This is a genomic window from Pseudomonas baltica (assembly GCF_031880315.1).
Classification (GTDB): Bacteria; Pseudomonadota; Gammaproteobacteria; order Pseudomonadales; family Pseudomonadaceae; genus Aquipseudomonas.
Genome location: NZ_CP134771.1, coordinates 2184312 through 2205610, shown reverse-complemented (window position 1 = coordinate 2205610; position 21299 = coordinate 2184312). Strand labels below are relative to the sequence as shown.

The window sequence follows — 21299 nt, the reverse complement described above, 5'->3', positions numbered from 1 at the left end:
GTGAACATATTTATTCGACCTTGGTTCATGCGTGGTCGACCCGTGTCCACCAGCCCAGGTACTGATCGATGCGTAACGGCAGTACATCCTTGAGTGCGGCCAGCGCCTGCTGGCTGTCGTCCAAAGTGAACACGCCGGAAATTCGCAGTCCGGCGGCCCGCGAGGAGACTTGCAACAGGCCCGGATGATAAGGACGCAAGGCATCGATCACGGCAGAAAGAGGCTGGTCGTGCACTTCGAGCAGCCCCGATACCCACGCACGCTGATCGATATAGGCATCAGACAGTGGTTGCCAGCCATTGCCCGAGGTGTCGAAGCCGCGCCCCTGGCCGGCCTTCAGGCGTTGCCGGGTGCCTTGAGCGCGCAATTCCAGTTCGCCCTCCAGGGCCCACACTTGCGCGCTGTGAGGTTGCAGGCTGAGCAGGCAACGGCCGCCGTCGAGCCATACTTCAGCCCATGGGCACTGCACAACGAAGGCGCGTGAGGCTTCTGCCTGAACTTGAGCGAGAACGTCACCGCGTAATAACTGCACGCGTCGTTGCTTGGCGCTGTAATGCAGATCCACGGCGCTTTGCGCGTTGAGCAGCAGGTCTGAACCATCCGCCAGAACGAAGTGCCGACGTTCGGCAGTCGCCGTGCGCAGATCCGCGCCCCAGCGCTCGTGCAGTGGCCAGCCGGGACGGGTCAGCAGGTGGCTGCCCACCGCCAGAGTGCCCAGTCCCAGTGCGCCACGCAGCAAGGCACGACGCTGGCGCCCGGAGTGGCTGAGGGCCTGGCGCGCACCTTGCTGGCGGGCCAGCGGCGCGAGGTTGCGATTCAATTGTTGATTCAGTGCGTGCCAGGCTTCGCGATGGCTAGGGTCCGACTCGAGCCAGCCTTGAAAGCGCTGTTGCGCCTCCTGATTGAAACTGCCGGAGCCCTGCAGCGCGTACCACTCGATGGCTTGGGCGATGGACGGCGGTACCGCGTTCAAGCGGTGGCCCGGTAGCAGGCGGTCAGCCCTTGTACAACGTACTGATGCACACGGGTCACCGATACACCCAACTCCTGGGCGATGTGCGCATAGGTCAGGCCATCGAGCTGGCTGTAAAGGAAGGCGGCGCGGGCCTTGGTCGACAGTCCGTCGAGCAAGCGGTCGATCTCCATCAGCGCTTCCATCACCACCCAGTGTTCCTCGGCGCAAGGGGCCACTGCCTGGGGTTCAGCGGCCAGGGCGTCAAGGTAGGCGCGTTCGATGTCGCTGCGTCGCCAGCGGGCGAAAATCAGGCGCTTGCCGATGGTGCTTAACAAGGCGCGGGGTTCGCGGATGGCATGCGGGTCCGGCAGGGCCACGACCTGAGCGAAGGTTTCTGCCGCCATGTCCGCCGCATCGTCACGACAGCCCAGCCGCGCACGCAGGCGCTCGAGCAGCCAACTGTGGTGCTCGCCGAAGAGGCGGTGAAGAACGAGATTGCGCGAAGCCAGCCCGGATGCGCTTGAGGAAGACGCCGTCATGGCAGTTCCGCTAATGAAAATGATTATCAATAGTGGCGTTTTTGCCGGCGAATAGCAATATACCGTGCAGATGTAGCGAGGGGGCAACGCAACCGCGCCCGCCAGGGCCCGGTCGCGTCGATACAACGCTGTGTTACTTGATTTCGACCGCCAGGCTTTCAGCGATCTTCTTCTGCCAGATCGCAGGACCGGTGATGTGCACCGACTCACCTTTGCTGTCCACGGCAACCGTGACGGGCATGTCCTTGACCTCGAACTCGTAGATGGCTTCCATCCCCAGCTCTTCGAAGGCCACCACGCGCGATTTCTTGATCGCCTGAGCGACCAGGTAGGCGGCGCCACCGACGGCCATCAGGTACACGGCCTTGTAGTCCTTGATCGCTTCGATCGCGGTGGGGCCGCGTTCGGATTTGCCGATCATGCCCAGCAGGCCGGTTTGATCGAGGATCTGACGGGTGAACTTGTCCATCCGCGTGGCGGTGGTCGGGCCGGCTGGGCCGACCACTTCTTCGCGTACCGGGTCGACCGGGCCGACGTAGTAGATGAAGCGGCCCTTGAGGTCCACCGGCAGCTTCTCGCCGCGGTTGAGCATCTCGACCATGCGCTTGTGCGCGGCGTCGCGGCCGGTGAGCATCTTGCCGTTGAGCAGCACGGTCTCGCCTGGCTGCCAGCTTTGCACGTCTTCCGGGGTCAGGGTGTCGAGGTTGACGCGGCGTGCCGATGGGCCGGCTTCCCAGACGATTTCCGGGTAGGCGTCCAGGTCCGGCGCTTCGAGCTCGGCCGGGCCGCTGCCATCGAGCACGAAGTGCGCGTGACGGGTGGCGGCGCAGTTGGGGATCATGCACACCGGCAGGGACGCGGCGTGGGTGGGGTAATCCATGATCTTGACGTCGAGCACGGTGGTCAGGCCGCCGAGGCCCTGGGCGCCGATGCCCAGTTGGTTGACCTTGTCGAACAGCTCCAGGCGGATCTCTTCGATACGATTGGACGGGCCGCGGGCCTTGAGCTCGTGGATGTCGATGGACTCCATCAACACTTCCTTGGCCATGACCGCGGCTTTTTCGGCGGTACCGCCGATGCCGATGCCGAGCATGCCCGGCGGGCACCAGCCCGCGCCCATGGTCGGGACGGTCTTGAGCACCCAGTCGACGATCGAGTCGGACGGGTTGAGCATGGCCATCTTGGACTTGTTCTCGGAGCCGCCACCTTTGGCCGCCACGTCCACTTCCACGGTGTTACCCGGGACGATGGAGTAGTGGATGACCGCCGGGGTGTTGTCCTTGGTGTTTTTGCGGGCACCGGCCGGGTCGGCCAGAATCGAGGCGCGCAGGACGTTTTCCGGCAGGTTGTAGGCGCGACGCACGCCCTCGTTGATCATGTCATCGAGGCTCATGGTGGCACCGTCCCAGCTGACGCTCATGCCGACGCGCACGAACACGGTAACGATACCGGTGTCCTGGCAGATCGGCCGATGGCCGGTGGCGCACATGCGCGAGTTGATCAAAATCTGGGCGATGGAATCACGGGCTGCGGGCGATTCTTCGCGCAGGTAAGCCTCGTGCATGGCCTGGATGAAATCCACGGGGTGATAGAAGGAAATGAACTGCAAGGCATCGGCGACGCTCTGTATCAGGTCGTCTTGTTTGATCACGGTCATGGCGCGCGCTCCTCTTTAAGGCGGGAACATTCATTAAGGTGACTCAGCCAGGGCCGACTCATCCTTCAAGGTGCGCCGACCCCTAGTGGTCAACGCAAAAAGGCGCGGCAGTATACCGCGCATCCATTCGTCGCACACGCGCCTAAGGTCTTGTTGCGGGCGTTTATCGGTCCTGTCGTGAGGGTGTACGGCAGGAGGCAGGGAGCACAGAAGTTGTACAGAAGGTTAAAAATTGGATAGTTATTTTCGGGCCACGGCACTAAAGTGGCATCTGGCCATAAGCCCATCGGCTGCCAATCAGGGATGGAGTCCCTTAGCGTACGGTGAGTCAACGAGTGACCGAAAAAGCCACACAAAAACTACTTCTGAAACGCTTTATCCTTGCCGCAGGCACCTATTGCATGGTGCTGGTGCTGATGTGGGTAGCGATTCTAGGCGATTACTTCCAAGCCGCCATTTTCACTGCCGTTGTGGGCAGCGGCCTAGTGCTGCTCAGCCAATCGGTGCTGCTGGTGTTGTTCCTGCGCGGTGACAACCAGCGTTTCAGCGACCCCAGCCTGACCGAGATCCAAGTGGTCATGGCGGTGTGCTGGCACACCTGGTTCCTGGCCCAGTTGCAGGCAGCTCGGGGTTCGTTGCTGGTGTTCTACGTGCTGATCCTGCTGTTCGGCCTGTTCCACCTCAAGCAGCGGGTGTTCATGCGTTGCGCGGTGTTGGTATTCCTGGCGTTCTCCGGCCTCAACCTGTGGGAAGGCTACGCGGGAAGCCTGGGCGATCCGGGGCTGGCGTCGCTGCAGGTGTGCGTGCTGTTCGTGGTGCTGGTGTGGCTGTGTCTGTATGCCAGCTATGTGCAGGCCTCTCGCCATCGCATGCGCCAGCGTCGCTTTGCCTTGCAGGCTCACCAGGACACCTTGCGCGGCATGATGCGCCAGCTCGAGGACCTGGTGGCCACCGACGAACTGACCGGCCTGTTCAACCGGCGTCATTTTCTGCGTCTGGCGTCCCGCGAGTTGATGCTGTTAAGCAACGGCGCGCGCCACGGCATGGCGCTGATCGACCTCGATCACTTCAAGCGCATCAACGATATGCATGGCCACGCGGCGGGCGATCAGGTGCTGCAGGCCTTTGCCGAGGTCGCCGCGGGCTGTCTGCGCGAAGGCGACATCCTCGCCCGTTACGGTGGCGAGGAGTTCGTGCTGTTGCTGCCCAACTGCGACAGCGCGCACCTGGTGGCCTGCTGCGAGCGGTTGCGGCTGGCCTTTGCTGGCTCGATGCCGCTGGGTGACAAGATCGATGGCTTGAGCCTTTCGGCGGGTATGACGATGCTGGCTCCCGGCGACGATCTTGATGATGCCTTGCAAAGGGCCGATCAGGCGCTTTACCGTGCCAAGCGAGGGGGGCGCAATCGGTGCGCCGCCGCCTGGGAAACCGCGGATGCCTGAATTGAGTGTGGGCCCGCAGCGTTGGCCGGTCGCACCCGGCAGCAACCTGCTCGATGCCCTTAACGATGCCGGCCTGAATGTGCCGTACAGTTGCCGCGCCGGCAGTTGCCACGCGTGTATGGTGCGCTGCGTGGCCGGCGAGCCGCTGGACAGCACCCCTGGGGCGCTGACGGCTGCCCAGCGCCAGGCGGGCTGGCGGCTGGCCTGCCAATGCCGAGTGACGGACGATCTTGAAGTGGCGCTGTTCGACCCACGCCGCGATGGCCTGGATGCCGAACTCATCGCCTGCGACTGGCTCAGCGCCGGGGTGCTGCGTCTTCGCGTGCGCCCGGAACGGCCCTTGCGCTATCACGCCGGTCAGCATCTATTGCTCTACAGCGGCGTGGTGGCCCGACCGTACTCGATCGCCAGCCTGCCCCAGCAAGACGATTTTCTGGAATTCCACCTCGACTGCCGCCGGCCGGGGGCTTTCATTGATCGTGCGCGCAGCTTTCAGGTAGGCGACCACCTGCGCTTGGGTGAATTACGCGGTGGGGCGCTGCATTATGACCCCGACTGGCAGCAGCGCCCCTTGTGGTTGCTGGCCGCCGGCACCGGACTGGCGCCGCTGTGGGGCGTGTTGCGCGAGGCTTTGCGTCAGGAACACCAAGGGCTGATTCGCCTGGTGCATGCGGTGCAGGAGGACGGTGAGTACTACCTGGCCGAACCGCTGCGTGCGCTCGCGGCGCAATACCCACAACTGGAAGTCGAGTTTCACGCTCCGGCAGATCTGCCTTCGGCGCTCAGTCGGCTGCGCTTGCCGTCGCGCCAGACCCAGGCGCTGGTGTGCGGTTCACCGGCCAGCGTCGAAGCCTTTTCACGCAGGCTATTCCTGGCGGGACTGCCCCGTAACCAGTTGCTGAGCGACGTTTTTACCGGCCGAGCCTGAGCGGGGGCTGCAGCCAACAATGGCGGGTGTGGTTTACCTGTCAGTTCTGCTAGTTACGTCGATCTTCCATAGCCGCTTGAATAGACGGGCAATTTCTTGCCCAACTACTCAAGGATTCGACATGACCACTGTGACCGCCCCGCGCTCGAAAACCCGCGCTGATGGAATGCTGCCGATTGACGGCGACATCGTTTCCATTCTGCAACTGCCCGAATCGACTAAAAAAATTCTGGCGATCAATCAGGGCTACGAATATTGCGTAGCCCGCGTCGATGATCAATTGAACCTGGACCCTTCATTCGGTCCCAATGGCACCGGCTTTCTGGAAGACACCTTTTCCCAGGACAGCTTCGGCTTCCCGGCGCTGGCTACGGTCTCTCGGCAAGGCGACAAGTTGCTGGTCGTCGGTGCCTTTTTCGATCTGATGACCTCCCTCGACTGCCTGGCGCTGGCCCGCTATGACAGCGAAGGCAATGTGGATAGCAGCTTCGGTGACAACGGCAAGGTGATCGTCAACCTGCCGCACGCTAGCCGCCGACGTCGACAGGCGGGCGTACAGCGTGCTCCCGGGGTGCAAATCTGCCGAGATCCCGTGGTACAGGCCGATGGCAAGATCGTGTTCTTCTTCCTCGAGGTCAGTGACGAGTACCGCGACGGCCGGGCATTCCTGATTCGCCTGACCGCCGAAGGCGACCTGGATTCAAGCTTCAACGCGCAGGGTTTCACCCATGTCACCTTTGGCGAGGATGAACTCAATCCCAAGGGTGTGTGGGTCCAGGCTGACCAGAAGCTGTTGGTCTACGGTGGAACCCAGCCGGACGCCGGTGGTACCAGCACCGCTATCATCGGTCGATTCAACAGCGATGGCAGCCTGGATCGCACCTTCAATGCTACCGGTTACGTGGCCGTGGGCACGGTGGGCGTCGTCTCGCGCTTCACTTCGCTGCTGATCGACGGCCAGCAGCGAATCGTCGCGATCGGCAATGATGATGATTACCTGCTGATGACGCGTCGTCTGGCCAATGGCCAAGCCGACGGTGACTTCAACGGCGGTGCACCATTGGTGCTCGATCTGCCGATGGCCGTGCAGGCGCTCCCAGGCTTGCTGGAGCAAGACGGTGCGCTACTGGTCGCCGGGACGTGCTCCACCGTCGATGGCCGCGAGGACAGAGGGGTGCTGTTGCGTCTGTTACCGACTGGCGAGCTGGATGGCCGCTTTGCTGACGGCGCAGGCTATCGTATGGCCGAGCAGGAGTCGGAGTGGCTGGATCTGGCCATTGAGCCTGGCGGTAAGATCGTCACTGCTGGCTATGCTTACGAGCAAGGCTATGTCGCGTGGATTCAGCGGGTTGGCAAGGACGGTTGAGCCTGGGCTGGTCGTCGTGAAGATGGCCATGGTTGCAGGGCTTTTTTATCGGCGCATACAGGGTCTGGGGAACTTGAGGAGGCTGGGGTCGCCGCCCCCACCATTGGCCCTTCGCTGACGCTCCGGGTTCCCGCGTGAAGGCACGCTTGCGGCCTGCTGAAAGGGGACGGCGACCCCAGTGGCCGACTCGAAAGCAGAACACCCAAATCCCAAACTCCCAAGCCAGCGGGCCAAAAAGAAAAAAGCCCTGACACTCACGCGTCAGGGCTTCTTTCGTTACAGCATGTGCATCAATCCAACTTGTCACCCACGTGGAGGATCTTCATGCCATTGGTGCCACCGATCGTGTGATAGGTATCACCCTTGGTGAGGATCACCCAATCGCCTGGCTCGACCACGCCACGCTTGAGCAGCTCGTTGACCGCTGCCTGGCTGACTTCGCTGTGGGGCATCGACGACGGATCGAAAGCCACCGGGTACACGCCGCGAAACATGGCCGCGCGGGCCTGGGTGCCACGGAGCGGCGAGAACGCGTAGATCGGCACCGAGGAACGCAGGCGCGACATGATCAACGGAGTGTAGCCGCTCTCGGTCAGGGCGATGATGGCCTTGACGCCCTTGAGGTGGTTGGCCGTGTACATGGCCGCCAACGCGATGCTTTCGTCCGGACGGGTGAACTCGGTGTACAGGCGGTGGCTGGATTTCTTGCCGGTAGGGTGCTTTTCGGCGCCCAGGCAAACACGGGCCATGGCCTGAACCGCTTCGATCGGGTACGAACCTGCAGCGCTTTCAGCCGACAGCATCACGGCGTCGGTGTTGTCCAGCACGGCATTGGCGACGTCGGACACTTCGGCACGGGTCGGCATCGGGTTCTGGATCATCGACTCCATCATCTGAGTCGCAACGATCACCGCCTTGTTGTGGCGACGGGCGTGCTGGATGATCTTTTTCTGGATGCCAATGAGCTCGGCGTCACCGATTTCCACACCCAGGTCGCCGCGGGCAACCATGACCGCATCGCTGGCCTTGATCAGGCCGTCGAGGGCTTCGTCGTCGGCGACCGCTTCGGCGCGTTCGATCTTGGCCACCAGCCAGGCAGTGCCACCGGACTCGTCACGCAGGCGACGGGCGTATTCCATGTCGGCAGCGTCACGGGGGAAGGACACCGCGAGGTAATCGACTTCCATTTCCGCAGCGAGCTTGATGTCAGCCTTGTCCTTTTCGGTCAGGGCGGGCGCGGTCAGGCCGCCACCCCGGCGGTTGATGCCTTTGTGGTCGGACAGCGGGCCGCCGACCAGTACCGAGCAATGCAGGGCATCGCCAGTCGCAGTCTCGACACGCATGACCACGCGGCCATCGTCGAGCAGCAGCTCGTCGCCCACGCCGCAGTCCTTGACCAGGTCCGGGTAGTCGATACCGACGACTTCCTGGGTGCCTTCGGTCAGCGGATGGCTGGTGGAAAAGGTGAACAAGTCACCGACTTTAAGCTCGATCCGCTTGTTGGCGAACTTGGCAATGCGGATTTTCGGGCCCTGAAGGTCACCGAGAATCGCCACATGCCGGCCGTGCTTGGCCGCGATTTCGCGAATCAGGCGCGCGCGAGCCTTATGCTCGTCTGGCGTGCCATGGGAAAAATTCAGACGGGCGACATCCAGGCCAGCCAGAATCAACTGTTCGATCACTTCCGGCGAGTTGCTCGCAGGGCCAAGGGTGGCAACGATTTTTGTACGGCGAACGGTCATGCACTGACTCCTTTATTGAAGCGCAGCGCAAGGCTACTCCTCAATCGCCCTGTAGTCATTGTTGTGCTGCACTACGAGGCATTGATTGTGATGATGGAAGTGGGGCAACGGCAATTGACGAGCCATTATGGCTGAAGTTTTTCCCGGATGAGTCGATACACTGCCAAGTACAGGAGAACCCCCATGCGCCTTTTTCTCGTTTTTGCCGTCACCCTCAGCCTGGTGGGCTGCACCCGCTATGCGATGAACACCCATCTGAACAAAGCCTATCTAGCTTACGACTCGGGTGATTGCGCGACTGTGACACTGGAATTGTCCAAGGTCGACCGCGACAGCCGTGCGCGCCCTTATGTATGGCCGGAGGTGTCGATGCTGCGAGGCCAATGCCTGGAGCGCCAGAACCTGTTCGTCGATGCCGCCCAGACCTATCAATACATCATTACCCAGTTCCCGCAGAGCGAATATGCCTATCGCGCCCAGGCGCGACTGGTAACGCTGGAGCAGCTGGGGCACTATCGTCCTGGCAGCAGCCCGGTACAAGTCCGACCAGTGGCGTACTAGAGAGCTGCATTGGCAGATGGCATTAGGCTAGCTATGCGCTAGTCTCTCTATCAGGATGTATTGACCGAGGTTGCACTTTTCGGTGGGCCGTATGGTCCACTTTACTATTCAGACCCCCAACACAGTGACGCGAGCATGTTTATCGAACGCCGAATCGAACGACATCAGTTGCCGTATTTTCTGAAAGTCTTCAACCGTCATACCGACCAGCCCATGGGCTACCTGGGCAATGTCTCGGAAACCGGGCTGATGCTCATCAGCCAGTTGCCATTGCTGGTAGGGCCCGTGTTCGCCTTGCAGATCAAGGTGCCCGAGAATGATGGCAGCGTGAAGCTCATCGATCTCGATGCCCATTGCCTGTGGTCCCGCGAGGATGCCACGCCTGGCAACTACGACTCCGGGTTCAAGCTGGTCAGCACGCCCCCGGAATACGAGCAGTTGGTCAGCGCCCTGCGCGGGTATTTCAGCTTTCGCCCCATGAGCGCCTCCGCCTGATTGGTGCTTGCCGAGCCGCTATAGCAGTCCGGCTTTCTTCCAGCTCAGATACCGGCTGATCAGTCCAGCCCCCAGCTCGGCTGGTCTGGCGTCCATGAGCGCCACGCCGTGGGCCTTGAGGCTGTCGTTAAGCGTGTCGCGAGTCTGCAGATAATCCACCGCCCCGCAGTAATCCAGTGCCTGCTGCCAGGTGTGCAGTGGCGCTTCCCGGATCTGATCCAGTACGCCTTCGCGCAGGCTGGCGACCAATACTCGATGGTAGCGCCCGATCTGCTTGACGGCGCTGAGCAGTTGTTCGTCGTCTTCGTCACCCAGGTTGCTGACCAGTACCACCAAAGCGCGACGGCGCTGGCGCTGCAGTAACTGGCGAGCGGCTTCGCTGAAGTCGGCCTGGTGCCGAGAGGTTTCGAGGTCGTGGACGGCATCGAGCAGGACGTTGAGTTGGCGTTGGCCTTTTTGCGGCGGTACGAAGCGCCGCGGCTCGCTGGCGAAAGTCAGCAGGCCGACCGCGTCGCCCTGACGCAGCGCCACGTGACTGAGCAGCAGACAGGCGTTGAGGGCGTGGTCGAAATGGCTGAGGCTGTCGTCCTGGCTGCGCATGCGCCGACCGCAGTCGAGCAGGAAGATGATTTGCTGGTCTCGCTCGTCTTCATATTCGCGCACGATCGGTCGGCTGTGCCGCGCCGTTGCCTTCCAGTCGATCTGGCGCAGGCTGTCGCCGTCGCGCAGTTCACGCAGTTGATTGAACTCCATGCCCTGACCGCGGCGCGGTTGCTGGCGTACGCCCAGTTGATTCAGCCAGCTGTCCACGGCTGACAGGCGATCGCCTTGCAGGCCGGCGAAGTCGGGGTACACGCGCGGCTGGTCGGCGAGGGGCAACGCCCGTGCCTGGCGCCAAAGCCCCAAGGGGCTAAGCAGCTCCACCTCGCAGTGGCTGAAAGGCTGGGGGCCGCGTCGTTGTGGGCAGATGCGGTAACTCACGCGAGTGGATTGTTCCGGTTGCAAGGTCACCGCGCGGGGCAAGCCCTCGAACTGCAGGCCGGGGGGCACGTGATCGAAGACGCTGACCTGCAGTGGGCGTTTGCCCGCAGGCTGCAGGGTCAGCTCGACCTCGGCCCACCGCGCCAACGCCAGGCTTGCGGGCAGCCGGCGGGTGGCAAGGGGCGAGGGCAGGCGTGCCAGCCACAAGGCATCGCCCAAGGCCGCCAGCAGCAATAGCACGAGCGCGCTCCAGACGACCGCATCCATGGTGGTTTCGTCCAGCCAGCCCAGGGCCTTGGCGCTGCCTATCGATATCAGCACCAGCAGGGGCACAAGCAGCCAGGCGAGCAGTCGGCGGGCGGGGCGGATCAGCATGGGCGGCGCCTCACACCCGCGGCGCCGGCACTTGGTCGAGCAGCTGTTGCAACAGCTGATCGACTTCCATGCCGTCGATTTCCAGCTCTGCCGACAGCCGCACGCGGTGGCGCAGCACTGCCAGTGCACAGCCCTTGACATCGTCCGGCAGCACGAACTCGCCACCGCGCATCAGCGCCCGCGCCCGCGCACCCCGCACCAGCGCGATGGAGGCACGCGGGCCAGCGCCGAGGATCAGCCCTGGCCAGGTGCGGGTCGCGCGGGCCAGACGCACGGCGTAATCGAGCACGCGCTCGTCCATCGGCAATTCGCTGGCCAGGCGCTGCAGGATGACCACGTCCTTGGCCACCAGGACCTGACGCACCGGCTGCACATCAAGCATGTCGGCACGGGTCGAGCGGGTGACCTGGCGGACCATGGCCAGCTCCTGCTCGGCATCGGGATAGCCCAGACGCAACTTGAGCATGAAGCGGTCGAGTTCCGCCTCGGGCAGCGGATAGGTGCCTTCCTGCTCGATGGGGTTCTGGGTCGCCAGCACCATGAACGGCTGGGCGATCGGCAGGGCCGTGCCTTCCAGAGTGACTTGGCGCTCCTGCATGGCTTCGAGCAGCGCGGCCTGGGTCTTGGCCGGCGCGCGGTTGATTTCGTCGGCCAGCAGCAGATGGGTGAACACCGGGCCCTTGCGCAGGTTGAACTGCTCGCTCTGGCGGTCGTACACGGCATGCCCGGTGATGTCGCTGGGCATCAGGTCGGGGGTGAACTGGATGCGCGCGAAATCGCCGGCGAAGCAGCGCGCCAGGGCTCGTACCAGCAGGGTCTTGCCCAGGCCGGGGACGCCTTCGATCAGCACGTGGCCGCCCGCCAGCAACGCGGTCAGGACGTCATCGATCACCGCATCCTGGCCGATCAGCACCCTGCGCAATTCGTGTTGCAAGGCGTGGATGCGCTTGGTGGCGCGCTGACGTTGTTGGGCGGCATGTTCTTCTTCGGTTTCTGGAGCGGCGGGTTGCGGTGCGGAAGTCTGGTGATCGCTAATATCTGCCGCCTCGGCATCCACGGGCGCAGGTGCCTCATCGACCGCAGGCGCGCCGGACTCGCCGTCCAGATGCGCGTCGGGTGCGGCGACGCTGTGCTCGGGGGCATCCAGGCCGGTGTCGGTCAGGTGTTCGTGGTGCTCGTGTGGCGCATCGCGCTCGCTGGGCTCAGCGTGCTCATCGAGTGGCGGCTTGCGGTCGTCGGTCATAGGGCATTCCTGATGCGTTGCAAATAGCCCACTTGGCGGGTGAATTCGCTTTGGGACATCTTTTGCGCCGGACGCGGGCGCAAGGCCTGGCCCACCGCGCTGGGAGTTTCGCCGGTCAGCCGGGCCAGGACGTGCCATTGCTCGGCGATGGGCAGGCGTTCGAAGCCAGGATGACGCTGGCGCGCGCGGCGCACGATGTCGTGCTGCAGGCTGCGCAGCAGGCGCTGATGGCCACCGTGGCGGAGCATGAATTGGGCGCTGGCGTGCAGGTATTCGCGCAGTTGTCGGCGCGCCAAGGGCGCGGGCTGGCTAACCGGGCCATGGCGCGCGCCGCTGTACCAGGCAAACAGCAGCAGCCACACCAGCGACAGCGTCAGAGCTTGTGGGAAATAGCGCCACAGCTGGTTGGCCAGCGTGTCGTGCTCGGTCTGGTAGATCAGCGCCACGTCGCGGTTCTGGTTCAGGTACCAGAGCAGCCAGGCGTTGTCGTAGCGAATCAGCGAAGAGTTGCGCCATAGATCGGCATCGGTGACCACGGTGATCAGCCCGGCGCCGTAGTCCAGCTGCATCAGGTGGGTGGAATCGCTGCTGTTGGCCCACGAGCGAGTGATGTCGGTGGGGTCTTCGAGGTGGAAGGCCGGATTGAAGCTGAAGTACGCCGGCGCCTCTTCGTTGTCCAGATACAGCTTGGTCAGGCGCGGATAGGGATCGTCGGTCGGCTCGGCGGGCGGCAGCTTGCGGGTCTCATATTGGCGCAGTTGCAGGCGGTCAAGCAGCAGATCGCCGCTGCGGCCCTTGCGCTCGTCCCAGAGCGCTTCGGCGACGAACAGCAGGCGCCCGCCCTGGCGCACCCAGGCGAGGACTTGCTCGGCCTGGCGGGGTGTCATGCGACTGCGATCGCCCAGCAGCAACAGGCTGGTGGTGGCCGCGGGCAGGCGCGGCAGGATGTCGAGGCGGTTGGCCTGATCGACCCGCAAGCCGCGTTGGCGCAGGAAGCTCTGCGCTGCCAGGTACGGGTTGGCGGCTACTGCAGGGGCGGCGCCCTTGTCGACGGTTTCGCTGTAGCGCTCCAGATGCAGGGACAGGTAGATGCCCAGGGCGAGCAACGCCAGGGCAAGCATTAGCGTCACTATCAGATAGCGTGGCTGCGATCGCCAGGCCGAGCTGCTCATGCCTGTACCTTCTTGTCGTGACTCGGCTTGTCGAACAGCGCTCGCCAGTCGGCCAGCAATTGCTGTTGCTGGATGATCGTGACTGGCCGGTGGCCATAAGCGAGGGCCTGCCAATGCTGGGTCAGGCGACGGCTGAAGTCTTCCAGCGCAGGCTGTCGCAGGCGGACGACCTGGGCGAGCACCTGGCCCTCGGTGTCAGCGCTGCGTAGCAGCAGATGATGATCGGTCTGCAGGCGCGACAGCAACCCGCGGTACAACAGGCTCAAGGCTTCCCGTGGCTGGCTCGCCCACAACTGTTCGGCGGTGGCCGCGATGTCCAGGGGCAGCACGCTGTCGGACACGATTGCCTGATGCTGTACCAGACTGGCAACAGGGCGAGGCTTGCGTCCTGCCTGCAGACGGCTGACCAGGGTCGCCAGCCATTCGCGCCGACGCCACACCAGTAGGATCGCCAGCGCCAGCAATAGCCCCCACAGCAGCACCTCGACGACCTTGGCCAGCCGTTGCGGCCAGACGGGCAAGTGCGGTGTCAGCGTTGCCGCGGGCAGGTGGGTGTCGTTGTTGTCGTCGGATTTCCAGCGCCAGCGATTGACGGTCTGCATGTTCTTGAACGGCGGCGCCTGCACGATGGACTGCGCCGTCTGCCGCGCTACCTCGCTGGTCAGCGCCTGGTGCAGCAGGCGCGGGCTTTGCGGGCCAGCGACGGTGTCAGCCGGGGCCAGCGGCGAGGGGGGCAAAGGCACCGTGGTCAGGGGCGTCGGGTTCAAGGGCGTCGGCGCCGCTGCCTGGGAGGGGGCCGTCGACGCTGGAATGGTCATCAGCGGGACGGGTTGCGCCCAGGCTTCGTGGCTAGGATTGGTCAGGGCGGTCAGCACTGCCAGTGTCGCCAGCAGGGCTGGGGTTTTGCCGACGCCGCTGGTGAGGCGCTGGCGCAAGCGCCGGAACTGCAACTCGATGTCCCAGGCTTCAAGTACGGTGCGCCGATTGAGGTAGAGGGTAAAGCCACAGGCCACGTAGATCGGCTCCCAGATCAGCAGGATCACTACATAGAAGGCGTTGCGCAGGTGGATCAGCCAGGGCGCTTCGACATACTTCGCATCGAGTACCAGTTGCTGGTCGGCGAAAGAGCTGAAGGCATGGGGCGTGAGCATGTACAGCAAGCCCACGGCGCCCAGGCTCAGGATCAATTCCAGATGAATGCCCACCAGCGTCAGCCAGCGCGCGGCGCCACCGTTCTGACGGCGTAACACTGCCAGGCGGCGCAAACGCTGTTGGCCGCCCAGGCCTTCGAGTTGCAGCACCGGCAGGGTAAAACTGCGGCTCAGGCTCAAGCGCCGCCAGGTCAGGCTGGCCACCAGTTGCGGGCGCAGCAGGCGCACCCATTGGCGTAAAGCCTGGCGTACGCTGGGCGCGGCCCCGAACAGCGACTGCGCGAGAATGTGCAGCGGCAAGCGCTCGAAAGCGGGCTTGAGCCACCAGATCAGGGCAATGACGATGCTCGGGTGATCCCACAGCAGCAGCGTCAGCAGCGCGAACAACGGCACGGTGGCGATCGCCCAGCTGCTCAGTAACAGGCGCCAGTGCCGCGCCGCGAGCAGTACGCCGAGGTCGATGGCTTCCCATGGATTGCGCGGGCGGATGACCAGGGTGGTTTCATTCAGCTGCATGCTGACCTCGGCCGGCACGGCTCAAGTAAAGCATCAGCAACAGCCACAGCGTGGCCCCTACGGCATATTTCAACGCGGGCGCTATGGCCGTCTTGGCCGACCAGTACGCCTCGACGAATGCTGCGAGCAGGAGCATCAACAAGGCGCCGTAGACCAGCTGCATGCTGGCTTTGGCGGCCACCCGCAATGCCTCGCCGCGGGTAAGCCGCCCCGGGGCGATCAGCGCCCAGCCGATGCCCAGCCCGGCGGCGCCGGCCAACACAATGGCGGGCAGTTCGAACGCACTGTGGCCGATCACGAACGACCAGAAGGTCTGGCCCGAGCCGATGTGGGTGAGATGGCCCGCAGCGGCGCCGATGGTCAAACCATTGAACATCAGGAAAAACACACTGCCCAGGCCCGCGAGCAAGCCGCCGGCGAACGTCTGGAAGGCAATGCCGACGTTGTTCATCACGTAAAAGCCGAACATCTGCCAGTCCTGAGCAGCAGGGCGCTCGGCACCTAGGCCCAGACGACTCAGTTGCGGATCATATTGATGCTCCATGGCGCTGACCTGGGCCGGGTCGAGCAGGCTGTAGACTTGTTCCGGGCAGCAGTAGATCCACAGCGCCGAGCCCAACAGCGTCAGCCCCAGCAGCAGCCCGGCCAGCAGTACCAGGCGCCATTGGCTGCGCACCTGGCGAGGGAAGTCGGCCAGCACGAAGGCGACTATCTGCGTGCCAACCTGGCTGCGGTGGCGGTAGAGCTGGCGATGGCCACGCAGCACCAACTGCTCCAGGTGGTCGACCAGGCGGCTGCTGTAGCCGCGCGAACGGGCCAGCGCCAGATGTTGGCACAGGCGCCGATAGTCGTGGCTGAAACCCTCGCTGTGGGCGGTGCGTGCCTTGCCGCTCTCCAAGGCCTTAAGGCGCAGGCTGAAGGCTTGCCAGAGTGGTTGATGGCGAGTTTCGAAAGGCTGCTGTTTCATGTCGGCCCCAACAAGCCCTGTGCCAGGCTGTCGAGCCGGGTGCGGGCGAGGGACGCCGAGCTGACGCCCAGCGGTTCGGCCAGAATGATTGCCAGTTCATCGGCGCGGGCACGGCTCAGTTGCTCCTGGCGTTCGGCGAAACCCAGGATCGCGCGCTGATCGGCCAGTGTCAGGGTAAAGGTCGGCAGCAGTGGCGCGGCAGCCAGCCGGGGCGGTGCCGGGCTGGGTGGCTGATCCTGGTAGACCACCATACTGCCCGCCGCGAGGTCTCCGAGGCGTCGAAAAGCCGGCTGATACAGGCAGCACAGCGCACCCAGGCAATAGCCGAGGGGCAGCAGGTCGACGACGCGCAGCAGATTGCGAATCAGCGACGCCGACCAGCCCACGGCGGTGCCGTCTTCCATGACCACCGCGAGCTTCATCCATTGCTTGCCCGGTGTACGTCCTTGATTGAGTACTTCGAACAGCACCATGTACCACCAGTTGAGCAGAAACAACAGCAAGGCACCCAGGCCCATGCCAAACTCGCCCAAGGCGTCCAGCAAGAAATACAGGCCGATCAGCAAGGCGCCGCGAATCAGCAGGTCGATGCTGAACGCGATGGCCCGGACCACCAGCCCGGCCGGCCTCAGGATCAAATCGATCCCCTCGGGGGTTTCCACCGCCTGGCGGGTATCCAGGGGCAGCGTTGCATTCCTTGGCGTTGCTGAAGTCTGGGGCATCGGAGTCTTGGCGTCTGCGCAGAGGGCACTCAAGTCACCGACGATACCTGTCTGCGCGCCCGCTGCCCAGCGCCCGCTGGCCCTGTCACCGGGCAAAGCCTAGAATTCCCGCAAACTTTGTACAGGACCACCCCGTGACCACGAGCATTTTCTGGTACGACTACGAAACCACCGGTATCAACCCGCGCAGCGACCGGCCGTTGCAGGTGGCGGGTATTCGTACCGATGTCGACCTCAACGAAATCGCCGCCCCGGTCAATCTCTACTGTCGGCCCAGCGACGACATCCTGCCCCATCCCATGGCCTGCATGATCACCGGTATCACCCCCCAGCGCCTGGCCGAGTCCGGGCTGGGCGAAGCCGAGTTCATGACTCGGGTGCATGCCGAACTCTCGGCGCCGGGGACCTGCGGGGCCGGTTACAACACCCTGCGTTTCGATGATGAGATGACCCGTTACAGTCTTTATCGCAACTTCTTCGATCCCTATGCGCGGGAGTGGCAGGGCGGTAACAGCCGCTGGGACCTGATCGACGTGGTGCGCACCGCTTATGCCTTGCGTCCCGAGGGTATCGAATGGCCGCAGCATGACGGCCGCGTCAGTCTCAAGTTGGAGCTGTTGACGGCGGCCAATGGCCTTGAACATGGCCAGGCCCACGATGCCTTGTCGGATGTTCGAGCGACCATTGCCATGGCGCGACGGGTACGCGATCGCCAGCCGCGGTTATATCAATGGCTGTTCGAGTTGCGCAGTAAACACAAAGTGCAAGAGCAAATACGCTTGTTGCAGCCATTGGTACATATTTCCGGGCGCTTCTCGGCGGCGCGTCATTACTTGGGGGTGGTATTGCCACTGGCCTGGCACCCGCGCAATCGCAACGCCCTGATCGTCTGCGACTTGCACCTGGACCCGCAGGGCATGTGGCAAGACAGCGCCGACTCTTTGAAGGCGCGCTTGTACACCCGAAGCGAAGACCTGCCAGAAGGGCAACTGCCAGTGCCTTTGAAGTTGGTACAGATCAATCGTTGCCCTGTGTTGGCGCCACTCAGTGTGTTGCGCCCTGAAAATATCGAGCGATTGCAACTGAACTTGCCGTTGTATGAAGCACGGGCCGCCGCGTTGCGCGAACATCAGGCTGTTTGGCAGGAGCATCTCGGATTGATTTATCAGGACGAGAAGTTCGATGCGGTCGAAGACCCCGAGCAGCAGTTGTACGATGGATTTATTGGGGATCGTGACCGTCGGCTATGCGAGCAGCTGCGATTGGCTGAACCGGAAACACTTTCTTCGTCGCGCTGGATGTTCGATGACGGGCGTTTGCCGGAGCTGCTCAAACGTTATCGGGCACGTAACTTTGCCGATACCTTGAATAGCGCTGAACATGAGGCATGGCTGGCATTCTGTCGCGATCGCCTGACCCGTCCGCAGGCGGGGGCGCCTCATACGCTGGAGGCGTTCGACCTGGCCATGCTGGAGGCGCTGCCCCGTGCTGATGGCGAGCAGCAGGCTGTATTGCAACAGTGGCAGGCCTATGCCCAGGCATTGCGCACCAAGTTGCAGATATGAACAGCAGTCATTGAGGCAATAAAAAACGCCAGCAAGCTGGCGTTTTTTATCAATTGTAACCAGCTGAATTAACCCAGCAGGTTTGCCCAGCTTTCAACCACATCACCGCCCCACTTGGCTTTCCATTCTTTCAGGGTCTTGTGGTTGCCGCCTTTGGTTTCGATGATTTCGCCATTGTGCGGGTTTTTGTACTGCTTGACCTTGCGCGCGCGCTTGGTGCCAGTGACTTTGACAGCGCCGCTACGGGGTGCCTTGTTGAACTTGGCTTCTGGGTCCAGCAGGGCAACGATGTCACGCAGCGATTTTTGATATTCGCCCATCAGCGTGCGCAGCTTGCCTTCGAATTCCAGTTCGGTTTGCAGTTTGTCGTCTTGCGACAGGTTCTTCAAACGCGCTTGCAGTTCTTTGATGGCTTCTTCTGTGGCGCGGTATTCGTTGATCAGGGACATATTGATGACCTTCGCAATTCAGGGTGGCAGGGAGTCGATGACTCAATAATAGACACTGTATTTAATGAAGTAAACATCCAATCAGCAACGCGACAAAATAAGCTGCCTGCGCTAATTACAGGCGACTCTGCTGAGAAATGAATGTTGCTAAAAAATAATTGCAAAAGGTTTCACGTTGCGAACGGGTTGAAGGGTCGATTAAACAATCTGTTCAGATCGTTTATACGCGCGGCTACCCTTGCAATCAGGTCCGTCCTGCGCATTGATCGCAGCGGGTCGTCGGCACCGCTGGAGTTTTGCCCCGCAGTCGCTAGAATGGCGGCCTTTGCGAAGTTCTGGAGTTTAGCTAATGCGCACTTTTCGGCTGGTCATCGCGTGCCCCGACCGCGTCGGCATCGTGGCCAAAGTCAGTCACTTTCTGGCGTCCCATAATGGCTGGATCACCGAAGCCAGCCACCACTCCGATGATCAGAGTGGCTGGTTTTTCATGCGTCATGAAATTCGCGCCGACAGCTTGCCATTTGGTATCGAGGCATTTCGAGAGGCTTTCGCGCCGATCGCCGACGAGTTCTCCATGGTCTGGCGGGTCACCGATACCGATCAGAAAAAACGCGTGGTGCTGATGGCCAGTCGCGAGTCCCACTGCCTGGCAGATCTGTTGCACCGCTGGCACAGCGACGAACTGGACTGCGCTATCGCCTGTGTGATTTCCAACCACGACGATCTGCGCAGCATGGTCGAGTGGCATGGCATTCCTTACTACCATATTCCTGTCGACCCCAAGGACAAGCAGCCGGCCTTTGCCGAGGTGTCGCGCCGTGTTGCCGAGCATCAGGCCGACGTGGTGGTGCTGGCGCGCTACATGCAGATCCTGCCGCCACAGCTATGCCAGGAATACGCGCAGAAGGTCATCAACATCCACCACAGCTTCTTGCCGTCGTTCGTGGGCGCCAAGCCTTACCACCAGGCGTCGATGCGCGGCGTGAAGTTGATTGGCGCGACCTGCCACTATGTAACCGAAGAGCTCGATGCCGGGCCGATCATCGAGCAGGACGTGGTGCGTGTCAGCCATAGCGACAGCATCGAGGACATGGTCCGCTTCGGTCGCGATGTCGAGAAGATGGTGCTGGCGCGCGGCTTGCGTTATCACCTCGAAGACCGTGTACTGGTGCACGGCAACAAGACGGTGGTGTTCTAACCGATGTGAAGCGAGGAGGTTGCGATGAGTGATCCACGTGACAAGGCAGCCTCCAAAGCCCCACCCACCCTGGGCGAGGGCTGCTTGAGCCGCTACGACCCCGAGGCCCTCTCGGAAGACGACGGCACCGAGTTCCCTGGTGCCGCTGAACTCTGGGAGCGCACCCAGCGTCCCCAGAAGCCTGCCGACTCCGACGACAGCACCGCCTAGCCGCGCTTGCGGCCCATCAATTTACTCAGCAGCGGGCGCCCGAGCATCAGCACGAAGATCGGGCCGCCGACGATCAGATAGAAGTAATAGGTCACGCTGCGCCAGATCAGAATGGCGGCGGCCGCTGTCGATTTGCCGACCATCGGTGCCAGCAGCGCTGCGCTGGTGAGTTCGGCCGTGCCGGCGCCGCCGGGCAGCAGACTGAATTGCCCGGCGCTGAGTGAAAGGATCTGGATCAAAAAGCTCCACGCCCATTGAAAATCGACCCCCAGGCCCTGCAGCGCCAGGTACAGGATGCTGTAGCGCAGCCCCCAGTGCACGCAGGTCAGGCTGAACACCATGATCAGCGTGCTGCGCGGCAGCTTCAGGGCGTTGGTGAACGCCGCGATGAAGCGCAGCCATTTGCGGGTCCAGCGCCAGCGCGTGGAGGATTTGAGCCTTACCCGGCGCATCAGGCGGCCGATCAGCAGCATCACCTGGCGGTGCCAGAGCCCCAGCGCCACGCAACCGACCAGACTGCCCGCAACCAGGCAGGTGCTGATCACCAGCATCATCTGCTGGCTTTGGCTGATGCTATGGGCCAGCGCGTAAAACAGCACGCCGATGAGCGCACAGAGGAAGAACAGCAGATCGCTGAGTTGATCCATGGCGAACACCGCGCTGGCCTGGGCAGGCCGCACGCCATAGCGGCTCAGCAAGGCCATGATGGTCAACGGGCCGCCACTGCCGGCCGGGGTCGCGCACCAGGCGAACTCGGCGGACATCACCACGCCCAGGCTCTGCAGACGAGTGACCTGGTCGCGTTGATCGCCCAGCAGCAGGCGCAGGCGCAAGGTATTGAGGACCCAGCACCCAAGGATGATGCCGATCAGGCCGAGCATCCACGACAATGGAAAACTGCGCAGGCGCGCGAAGATCGCCGTGCCGCCCAGCAGCATGGGGATCAGTACCGCAGCGACGATCGCCACCAATAACCACGGCAGGCGCCTCATGCGAAGGTTCCGGTGATCGACACCGGCCACAGGGCGTTTGGCAGACAGACTGGGCGGGCGGGTAATAGGGGAA

20 protein-coding genes are annotated in these 21299 nt (G+C 62.8%); 8 read left to right on the top strand and 12 right to left on the bottom strand.

Annotation, left to right across the window (positions count from 1 at the left end; translation table 11 throughout):
- Window positions 1-25 precede the first annotated feature (25 nt).
- The 3 genes from REH34_RS09630 to REH34_RS09620 form a co-directional block, all read right to left on the bottom strand.
- Window positions 26-973, bottom strand: coding sequence for a FecR domain-containing protein (locus tag REH34_RS09630; protein ID WP_311971491.1), 948 nt, complete (start codon window positions 971-973; stop codon window positions 26-28).
- Window positions 970-1494, bottom strand: a complete 525-nt coding sequence (locus REH34_RS09625) for a sigma factor-like helix-turn-helix DNA-binding protein (protein WP_311971490.1) — start codon at window positions 1492-1494, stop codon at window positions 970-972. The genes REH34_RS09630 and REH34_RS09625 overlap by 4 nt, the downstream gene beginning before the upstream one ends.
- 133 nt (window positions 1495-1627) lie before the next feature.
- Window positions 1628-3151, bottom strand: a complete 1524-nt coding sequence (locus REH34_RS09620; protein ID WP_226506803.1) for a fumarate hydratase — start codon at window positions 3149-3151, stop codon at window positions 1628-1630.
- Between the two features lie 335 nt (window positions 3152-3486).
- On the opposite strand from REH34_RS09620, the gene REH34_RS09615 reads away from it, so the two are divergent.
- The 3 genes from REH34_RS09615 to REH34_RS09605 all read left to right on the top strand — a co-directional run bounded on the left by REH34_RS09615 (window position 3487) and on the right by REH34_RS09605 (window position 6887).
- Window positions 3487-4593 carry a GGDEF domain-containing protein gene (locus REH34_RS09615; RefSeq protein WP_311971489.1) on the top strand — a complete coding sequence of 369 codons (1107 nt, stop codon included), beginning with the start codon at window positions 3487-3489 and terminating at the stop codon, window positions 4591-4593.
- A complete protein-coding gene (locus REH34_RS09610; RefSeq protein ID WP_311971488.1) occupies window positions 4586-5521 on the top strand; it encodes an iron-sulfur-binding ferredoxin reductase in 936 nt (311 codons plus the stop codon). The genes REH34_RS09615 and REH34_RS09610 overlap by 8 nt, the downstream gene beginning before the upstream one ends.
- 121 nt (window positions 5522-5642) lie before the next feature.
- Complete coding sequence (locus tag REH34_RS09605; protein WP_311971487.1) at window positions 5643-6887, top strand: hypothetical protein; 1245 nt, start codon at window positions 5643-5645, stop codon at window positions 6885-6887.
- A gap of 290 nt (window positions 6888-7177) precedes the next feature.
- Here the strand turns inward: REH34_RS09605 and pyk are convergent, their stop codons facing one another.
- Entirely contained in the window at window positions 7178-8629 is a 1452-nt protein-coding gene (gene pyk / locus REH34_RS09600) for a pyruvate kinase (RefSeq protein ID WP_226506807.1), read from the bottom strand.
- A 183-nt stretch (window positions 8630-8812) separates the two neighbouring features.
- On the opposite strand from pyk, the gene REH34_RS09595 reads away from it, so the two are divergent.
- Both REH34_RS09595 and REH34_RS09590 read left to right on the top strand, forming a co-directional pair.
- Window positions 8813-9190 carry a tol-pal system YbgF family protein gene (locus tag REH34_RS09595; protein ID WP_226506808.1) on the top strand — a complete coding sequence of 126 codons (378 nt, stop codon included), beginning with the start codon at window positions 8813-8815 and terminating at the stop codon, window positions 9188-9190.
- Between the two features lie 135 nt (window positions 9191-9325).
- Window positions 9326-9685 (top strand): PilZ domain-containing protein, encoded by a 360-nt coding sequence (locus REH34_RS09590; protein WP_226506809.1) that lies wholly within the window; start codon window positions 9326-9328, stop codon window positions 9683-9685.
- Between the two features lie 18 nt (window positions 9686-9703).
- Here REH34_RS09590 and REH34_RS09585 read toward each other — a convergent pair whose 3' ends face one another.
- Genes REH34_RS09585 through REH34_RS09560 form a run of 6 tightly spaced genes read right to left on the bottom strand, consistent with a single transcriptional unit; the run spans window position 9704 to window position 16812 of the window.
- A complete protein-coding gene (locus REH34_RS09585; protein WP_311972065.1) occupies window positions 9704-11035 on the bottom strand; it encodes a DUF58 domain-containing protein in 1332 nt (443 codons plus the stop codon).
- Between the two features lie 16 nt (window positions 11036-11051).
- Window positions 11052-12284 carry a MoxR family ATPase gene (locus REH34_RS09580; protein ID WP_311971486.1) on the bottom strand — a complete coding sequence of 411 codons (1233 nt, stop codon included), beginning with the start codon at window positions 12282-12284 and terminating at the stop codon, window positions 11052-11054.
- The gene (locus tag REH34_RS09575; RefSeq protein WP_311971485.1) at window positions 12281-13456 is read right to left on the bottom strand and encodes a DUF4350 domain-containing protein; all 1176 of its coding nucleotides are present in this window, start codon (window positions 13454-13456) and stop codon (window positions 12281-12283) included. Before REH34_RS09575 ends, REH34_RS09580 begins: the two co-directional genes overlap by 4 nt.
- On the bottom strand, window positions 13453-15123 hold the full coding sequence (locus REH34_RS09570) for a DUF4129 domain-containing protein (RefSeq protein ID WP_311971484.1): 1671 nt from the start codon (window positions 15121-15123) through the stop codon (window positions 13453-13455). The genes REH34_RS09575 and REH34_RS09570 overlap by 4 nt, the downstream gene beginning before the upstream one ends.
- Window positions 15110-16090, bottom strand: coding sequence for a stage II sporulation protein M (locus REH34_RS09565; RefSeq protein WP_311971483.1), 981 nt, complete (start codon window positions 16088-16090; stop codon window positions 15110-15112). Before REH34_RS09565 ends, REH34_RS09570 begins: the two co-directional genes overlap by 14 nt.
- Entirely contained in the window at window positions 16087-16812 is a 726-nt protein-coding gene (locus tag REH34_RS09560) for an RDD family protein (RefSeq protein WP_226506814.1), read from the bottom strand. Before REH34_RS09560 ends, REH34_RS09565 begins: the two co-directional genes overlap by 4 nt.
- 134 nt (window positions 16813-16946) lie before the next feature.
- Between REH34_RS09560 and sbcB the strand changes: the two genes are divergently transcribed.
- Window positions 16947-18377: an exodeoxyribonuclease I gene (gene sbcB, locus REH34_RS09555; protein WP_226506815.1), complete on the top strand. Its 1431-nt coding sequence runs from the start codon at window positions 16947-16949 to the stop codon at window positions 18375-18377.
- Window positions 18378-18445: 68 nt separating this feature from the next.
- On the opposite strand, the gene mvaT is transcribed toward sbcB, so the two are convergent.
- On the bottom strand, window positions 18446-18826 hold the full coding sequence (gene mvaT, locus REH34_RS09550; protein ID WP_311971482.1) for a histone-like nucleoid-structuring protein MvaT: 381 nt from the start codon (window positions 18824-18826) through the stop codon (window positions 18446-18448).
- Window positions 18827-19175: 349 nt separating this feature from the next.
- On the opposite strand from mvaT, the gene purU reads away from it, so the two are divergent.
- Together purU and REH34_RS09540 are read left to right on the top strand one after the other, a co-directional pair.
- Entirely contained in the window at window positions 19176-20024 is an 849-nt protein-coding gene (purU, locus tag REH34_RS09545; RefSeq protein WP_226506817.1) for a formyltetrahydrofolate deformylase, read from the top strand.
- 24 nt (window positions 20025-20048) lie between these two features.
- Window positions 20049-20234, top strand: coding sequence for a hypothetical protein (locus tag REH34_RS09540; RefSeq protein ID WP_226506818.1), 186 nt, complete (start codon window positions 20049-20051; stop codon window positions 20232-20234).
- On the opposite strand, the gene REH34_RS09535 is transcribed toward REH34_RS09540, so the two are convergent.
- Entirely contained in the window at window positions 20231-21226 is a 996-nt protein-coding gene (locus tag REH34_RS09535) for a lysylphosphatidylglycerol synthase transmembrane domain-containing protein (RefSeq protein WP_311971481.1), read from the bottom strand. The genes REH34_RS09540 and REH34_RS09535 overlap by 4 nt on opposite strands.
- Between the last annotated feature and the right edge of the window lie 73 nt (window positions 21227-21299).

Excerpts from the sequence above, each read along its gene's own strand:
- REH34_RS09620 (WP_226506803.1), bottom strand. The coding sequence starts at position 3,151 with ATGACCGTGATCAAACAAGACGACCTGATACAGAGCGTCGCCGATGCC.
- REH34_RS09565 (WP_311971483.1), bottom strand. The coding sequence starts at position 16,090 with ATGAAACAGCAGCCTTTCGAAACTCGCCATCAACCACTCTGGCAAGCC.
- purU (WP_226506817.1), top strand. The coding sequence starts at position 19,176 with ATGCGCACTTTTCGGCTGGTCATCGCGTGCCCCGACCGCGTCGGCATC.
- mvaT (WP_311971482.1), bottom strand. The coding sequence starts at position 18,826 with ATGTCCCTGATCAACGAATACCGCGCCACAGAAGAAGCCATCAAAGAA.
- REH34_RS09560 (WP_226506814.1), bottom strand. The coding sequence starts at position 16,812 with ATGCCCCAGACTTCAGCAACGCCAAGGAATGCAACGCTGCCCCTGGAT.
- REH34_RS09570 (WP_311971484.1), bottom strand. The coding sequence starts at position 15,123 with ATGCAGCTGAATGAAACCACCCTGGTCATCCGCCCGCGCAATCCATGG.
- REH34_RS09580 (WP_311971486.1), bottom strand. The coding sequence starts at position 12,284 with ATGACCGACGACCGCAAGCCGCCACTCGATGAGCACGCTGAGCCCAGC.
- REH34_RS09590 (WP_226506809.1), top strand. The coding sequence starts at position 9,326 with ATGTTTATCGAACGCCGAATCGAACGACATCAGTTGCCGTATTTTCTG.
- REH34_RS09625 (WP_311971490.1), bottom strand. The coding sequence starts at position 1,494 with ATGACGGCGTCTTCCTCAAGCGCATCCGGGCTGGCTTCGCGCAATCTC.
- REH34_RS09610 (WP_311971488.1), top strand. The coding sequence starts at position 4,586 with ATGCCTGAATTGAGTGTGGGCCCGCAGCGTTGGCCGGTCGCACCCGGC.
- REH34_RS09595 (WP_226506808.1), top strand. The coding sequence starts at position 8,813 with ATGCGCCTTTTTCTCGTTTTTGCCGTCACCCTCAGCCTGGTGGGCTGC.
- REH34_RS09535 (WP_311971481.1), bottom strand. The coding sequence starts at position 21,226 with ATGAGGCGCCTGCCGTGGTTATTGGTGGCGATCGTCGCTGCGGTACTG.
- REH34_RS09605 (WP_311971487.1), top strand. The coding sequence starts at position 5,643 with ATGACCACTGTGACCGCCCCGCGCTCGAAAACCCGCGCTGATGGAATG.
- REH34_RS09575 (WP_311971485.1), bottom strand. The coding sequence starts at position 13,456 with ATGAGCAGCTCGGCCTGGCGATCGCAGCCACGCTATCTGATAGTGACG.
- pyk (WP_226506807.1), bottom strand. The coding sequence starts at position 8,629 with ATGACCGTTCGCCGTACAAAAATCGTTGCCACCCTTGGCCCTGCGAGC.
- REH34_RS09540 (WP_226506818.1), top strand. The coding sequence starts at position 20,049 with ATGAGTGATCCACGTGACAAGGCAGCCTCCAAAGCCCCACCCACCCTG.